This window comes from Lacinutrix sp. C3R15 (assembly GCF_018860825.1).
Classification (GTDB): Bacteria; Bacteroidota; Bacteroidia; order Flavobacteriales; family Flavobacteriaceae; genus Oceanihabitans.
In genome coordinates this window covers 10,275-15,523 of sequence record NZ_JAHKPZ010000024.1, presented here as the reverse complement: position 1 = coordinate 15,523, position 5,249 = coordinate 10,275, and the positions used below count along the sequence as shown (strand labels likewise).

At 32.4% G+C, this 5,249-nt stretch carries 5 protein-coding genes; 2 read left to right on the top strand and 3 right to left on the bottom strand.

Annotated features, from left to right (window positions below):
* Positions 1-622: 622 nt before the first annotated feature.
* Together KO494_RS08600 and KO494_RS08595 are read right to left on the bottom strand one after the other, a co-directional pair.
* A complete protein-coding gene (locus KO494_RS08600) occupies positions 623-1,504 on the bottom strand; it encodes a DUF808 domain-containing protein (protein WP_215967200.1) in 882 nt (293 codons plus the stop codon).
* A 31-nt stretch (positions 1,505-1,535) separates the two neighbouring features.
* Positions 1,536-2,276: a phosphatidylcholine/phosphatidylserine synthase gene (locus tag KO494_RS08595; protein ID WP_215967199.1), complete on the bottom strand. Its 741-nt coding sequence runs from the start codon at positions 2,274-2,276 to the stop codon at positions 1,536-1,538.
* Between the two features lie 276 nt (positions 2,277-2,552).
* Here KO494_RS08595 and KO494_RS08590 point away from each other — a divergent pair, with 276 nt between their 5' ends.
* Entirely contained in the window at positions 2,553-3,623 is a 1,071-nt protein-coding gene (locus tag KO494_RS08590; protein WP_252730358.1) for a PorV/PorQ family protein, read from the top strand.
* 15 nt (positions 3,624-3,638) lie between these two features.
* Entirely contained in the window at positions 3,639-4,823 is a 1,185-nt protein-coding gene (locus KO494_RS08585) for a DUF4105 domain-containing protein (protein ID WP_215967198.1), read from the top strand.
* Between the two features lie 236 nt (positions 4,824-5,059).
* Here the strand turns inward: KO494_RS08585 and KO494_RS08580 are convergent.
* Positions 5,060-5,249: hypothetical protein (locus tag KO494_RS08580; protein WP_215967197.1), on the bottom strand; the 190-nt coding region annotated here is incomplete at its 5' end.

The following is a 5,249-nucleotide window of genomic DNA, read 5'->3' as shown; positions in this document are numbered from 1 at the left end:
TCATTCCTGCGCAGGCAGGAATCCATTTTCTCAACCCTAAACACCACACTATTATACCTTGTCATTCCTACAAAATCAGTAATCCTTTTTCTCAACCTTAACCTCCAAACTGTTATATCCTTGTCATTCCTACGCAGGCAGGAATCCACACACAACTAGCTTTTTATACAATAAACAGGAATGTATAAAATTGGCATTCCTTACATAACAAAGATAAACACCTACTTGTCATTCCTGCGCATGCAGGAATCTATTATATTTAATTGTCACTCATTAAGTTATCCCTGCTGTCATTCCTGCGCAGGCAGGAATCCACACACAACTACCTTTTTATACAATAAACAGGAATATGTAAAATTCGCATTCCTTACATAAGAAACACGTACTTGTCATTCCTGCAAAAGCAGGAATCCAAAATGTTTAATTTTAATTGTCACTCACTAAGTTATCCCTGCTGTCATTCCTGCGCAGGCAGGAATCCACACACAACTACCTTTTTATACAGTAAACAGGAATATGTAAAATTCGCATTCCTTACATAAGAAACACGTACTTGTCATTCCTGTAAAAGCAAGAACCCATTATAAAAACCATTAAAAATGAAGAAGCCTGCTTAAAAAAACTATCTCTTTTCTTTTTTAGGCACAAAGAACATAACAAACTTCACAACCAACAAAGCCGCAAAACCTACCAATAAACCAACAAGAAAATCTCTAAGAAAACCAGGAAGCTGCTCTAAAAAGTGATGAAAGAAATCTACATTATGAACAAAAATTCCTCCAGCAACTAATACTAATGCTATAGTACCAATTACAGACAAGGCTTTAATAACTACAGGTAGCGCATTAATTAAAAGGTTTCCTATAAATGTAGACACACTTTTTTTATCAGTACCTAAACGTACCAATCTATATCCAAAATCATCCATTCTAACTATTAAAGCAACAATACCATAAACACCAATAGTTGCTATAATTGCAACAATAGTAACTACTATTACTTGAAAATGAATAGGCTTTCCTATAACAGTTCCTAAAGCAATAATTACAATCTCAACAGACAGAATAAAATCGGTTAAAATAGCCGACTTTACTTTCTTTTGTTCCGCAAGCACAATTTCTTCTTTAGTTAAAGATGTTGCAGAATCTACCTTAACGGCTTCCTCTTTATGCGGCACAATAAATTCGTATATTTTTTCGGCTCCTTCAAATGCCAAATAAATTCCTCCTAAAATTAACGCTAATGTAATTGCCCATGGTGCAAAAGCACTCAACAAAAAAGCAATGGGTAAAATAATTAATTTATTTAAAGCAGATCCTTTGGTTATTGCCCATAAAACAGGAATTTCTCTACTGGCTACAAATCCGGTTGCTTTTTCTGCATTTACGGCTAAATCATCGCCTAAAATACCTGCTGTTTTTTTGGTGCTAATCTTACTCATCACTACAACGTCATCCATAAGCGCTGCTATATCATCTAATAATGCAAAAAATCCTGATGCCATGTACTATCTGTTTTTTTTAACTTTTAAAGTTTTATTTTGAAACTAGGGATAAAATAATATAGGTAAGAATAATTAAAGGAATTGCTGCAAATTGAAAAACAATTAAAAACACCAAACTTAAAAGTATAAATGTATAACGTATGGCATTGCCTTTAAACCCATAGGTTTTAAATTTTAAAGCAAATAATTTTACCGAACTGTTTAACATATAGCAACTCACAATAGTTATCGCTAATAAAACCCACGTATTTAAAATAATAGCATTCATAGCGTCGCTATTTTGATATTCTAAAATTAATGGTAAAGAAATAATTAGTAAGGTATTTGCTGGAGTTGGCAACCCTTTAAAATAAGATTGCTGGTCTTCGTCTAAATTAAATTTTGCTAATCTATAGGCAGAAGCCAAAGTAATACACAAACCTACCAATGCTAACGGAACAACCTTAAAACTATCCCTTGCTAAAAAAGAACTCCATGAAGAAATTTCAATTCCAGAACTATCACTGGCTAAAGCAAGTAATTTATACATGATAATACCAGGAACTAAACCACTAGTTACCATGTCTGCAAGCGAATCTAATTGTATCCCTAATGCACTTTGTACGTTTAGTTTTCTTGCGAAAAAACCATCAAAAAAATCAAAAAATATTCCAAGAAAAACAAATAGTGCCGAAGCAACAAACAGGTTATTTACTGCTAGAACTACCGCAATGCTTCCGCAGAATAAATTTAATAAAGTTATAAAATTTGGAATGTAGCTTTTTAGTTGCATAATTTCATATAAGTTGTAAAAATAACAAACTATTTTCGTCTAAAACAAAAGTTCTTCTTTTAATTTAATATTAATAAGCCCCTTTTTTTGCTTGCTACTTATGTAATAAAAACAAGGGTAACTATGGCTGTTATTGAGTTCCGTTTAACAAATAATGCTAAAATTATCTTTTTATTTTCCTTTTTTAACCCTGTATAAATGTTACCAAACAATATCTATTGCTTTTTCAAGTTTAATATGTAGAAAAATAATAGCATATTTGTAAAAAAATTATTCTTGAAAAATCTACTAACTATACTACTACTAACTTTTTGTGTAACTATTTCTGCACAAACAACACGAAAATATTCTAATGAATTTATGAATATTGGGGTCGATGCTGCTGCTTTAGGTATGAGTAATGCGGTAACTGCTTTTTCTCATGATGTAAATTCTGGTTACTGGAATCCTGCAGGATTAGTAAATATTGAAGACAAACAATTAGCATTAATGCACTCTAGCTACTTTGCTAACATTGCTACTTATGATTATGCTGCCTTTGCAATGCCTATTGACAATAATAGTGCTATTGGTATTTCATTAATACGTTTTGCGGTAGATGACATATTAAATACCACACAATTAATTGATGATGAAGGAAATATAAACTATGACCGCATTAGTTTATTTTCTACTGCAGATTATGGAGTTACTTTTTCTTATGCTAGAAAACTTCCTTTTGAAGGTTTAAATTATGGTATAAATGCAAAAGTAATAAGACGTGTTATTGGTGATTTTGCAAATTCTTGGGGATTTGGTTTAGATGCTGCCATACAGTTTGAAACTAAAAACGAATGGAAATTCGGACTTATGGCCAGAGATATTACAACAACCTTTAACTCTTGGGCTATTGATGAAGACGAGTTTGCTACTGTGCAAAATGCGGTAGAAGGACAAAATCAAGAATTACCAGAAACTACAGAACTTACCATACCTAAGTTACAATTCGGTATTGCTAAAAAATTCATTTATCGTTATGATTTTTCTATTCTTACAGAGGTAGATTTAAATATTCGATTTGAAGAAAATAACGATTTAATTTCTACTTCGGTAGCAAGTATTAGCCCTTCATTTGGTTTTGAAGTAGGATATATAGACATGATTTACCTAAGAGGTGGTGTTGGTAATTTTCAAAATGAATTGCAATTAGATAATTCTGAAAATGTTAGCTTTCAGCCTAGTATTGGTATAGGCTTTAAATACAACTGTATTCAAGTAGATTATGCCTTTACAGATATTGGTGACCAAAGTGTAGCCTTATACTCTAATGTGTTTTCTTTAAAAATAGACTTTAGTTGTTTTAGATAGTTAATACCTTAAAACATGACAAAACGCTTTCTAGTTTTAGTATTCATTTTCTCCTTTGTAATTACACAAGCACAAAACACTTATGACCAAACAGAAATAAGTATTTTAACCATTGGTCCTGGCTCTTCTTTAAATGATGCCTTTGGTCATAATGGTATTCGTGTAAAAACACCATATACAGATGTGGTGTATGACTACGGAAGGTTTCCGTTTAACGACCCTAATTTTTACTTAAATTTTGCCAGAGGAAAGCTCTTATACTCACAAGGCCACAGCGCTACTTATCCAGTTATTGCCTATTATAAAAATCAAAACAGACGCATTAGAGAGCAAGTTTTAAACCTTACTACTAAAGAAAAGCAAGACATACATGCTTTTCTTGAAACCAATGCCTTACCGCAAAACAAAGATTATTTATACGATTTCTTTTATGATAATTGTGCAACCAAAATTAGAGATGTTGCCGAAGAAATTACAAACAAAAACATACAATTTAATACCCCAAAAAATCTAGAAGCATACACCTTTAGAGATTTAATTCAACAAAATCTACAATGGAACTCTTGGGGAAGTCTAGGTATTGATATTGCTCTAGGGTCTATAATAGACAAACAAGCAACACCTTATGAGTATATGTTTTTACCTAAATATATACATCTTTTTTTTAATAATGCTACTATTAAAACCACAGGTAAAAACCTAGTAAAAAAACAACAAACTCTATATAGCAAAAAAGAAGAAAAACTAGAACAAAACTTTTTTAGTAGCCCAATTTTTATAATAGGCCTACTAGGTATTTTTGTACTAGGTATTACTTATAAAGACTATAAAAAAGGAAAAAGAAGTAAATGGCTAGATGTTGCTGTTTTTAGTATAACAGGATTAATTGGTGTATTTATCTTATTATTATGGTTTGCTACAGACCATACAGCTACAGCTAACAATTATAACCTACTTTGGGCTTTTGCTCTTAACCTTTTTGTAGTAAATCAAGTACTAAAAACACAACCTAAAAATTGGTTTATTAAATATATTAAACTGCTTATTATACTGTTATGTTTATTAGTATTTCACTGGGTAATGGGAGTGCAAAGATTTGCTTATGCATTAATTCCTTTACTCTTGGCATTAGCAGTAAGGTACACATACCTGGTACGCTACTTCAATACTGTCATTCCTGCGAAAGCAGGAATCTCATAATGACCCCCTTATGCTCCCTACTGTCATTCCTGCGAAAGCAGAAACCTAATAATGATTACCCTTATGTTCCCTACTGTCATTCCTGCGAAAGCAGGAATCTAATGACTAATACCCTTATATCCCCTACTGTCATTCCTGCGTAGGCAGGAATCTCATAATGACCCCCTTATGCTCCCTACTGTCATTCCTGCGAAAGCAGGAATCTCATAATGAACACCCTTTTACTATTCCCTTTATTAAAAAGCCCATAAAGAACAAACAAGTAGCGTGAAAAAAGTATTAAAACAACGTGTGGATTCCTGCCTGCGCAGGAATGACAAACAATACAAAATAGAAAGCGCAGTTCTGCCTACGTAATGAAGAACAAACAATACAAAATTAAAACCCATTCCTGACTGGCGCTCTTTACTGTCATTCCTGCGAAAG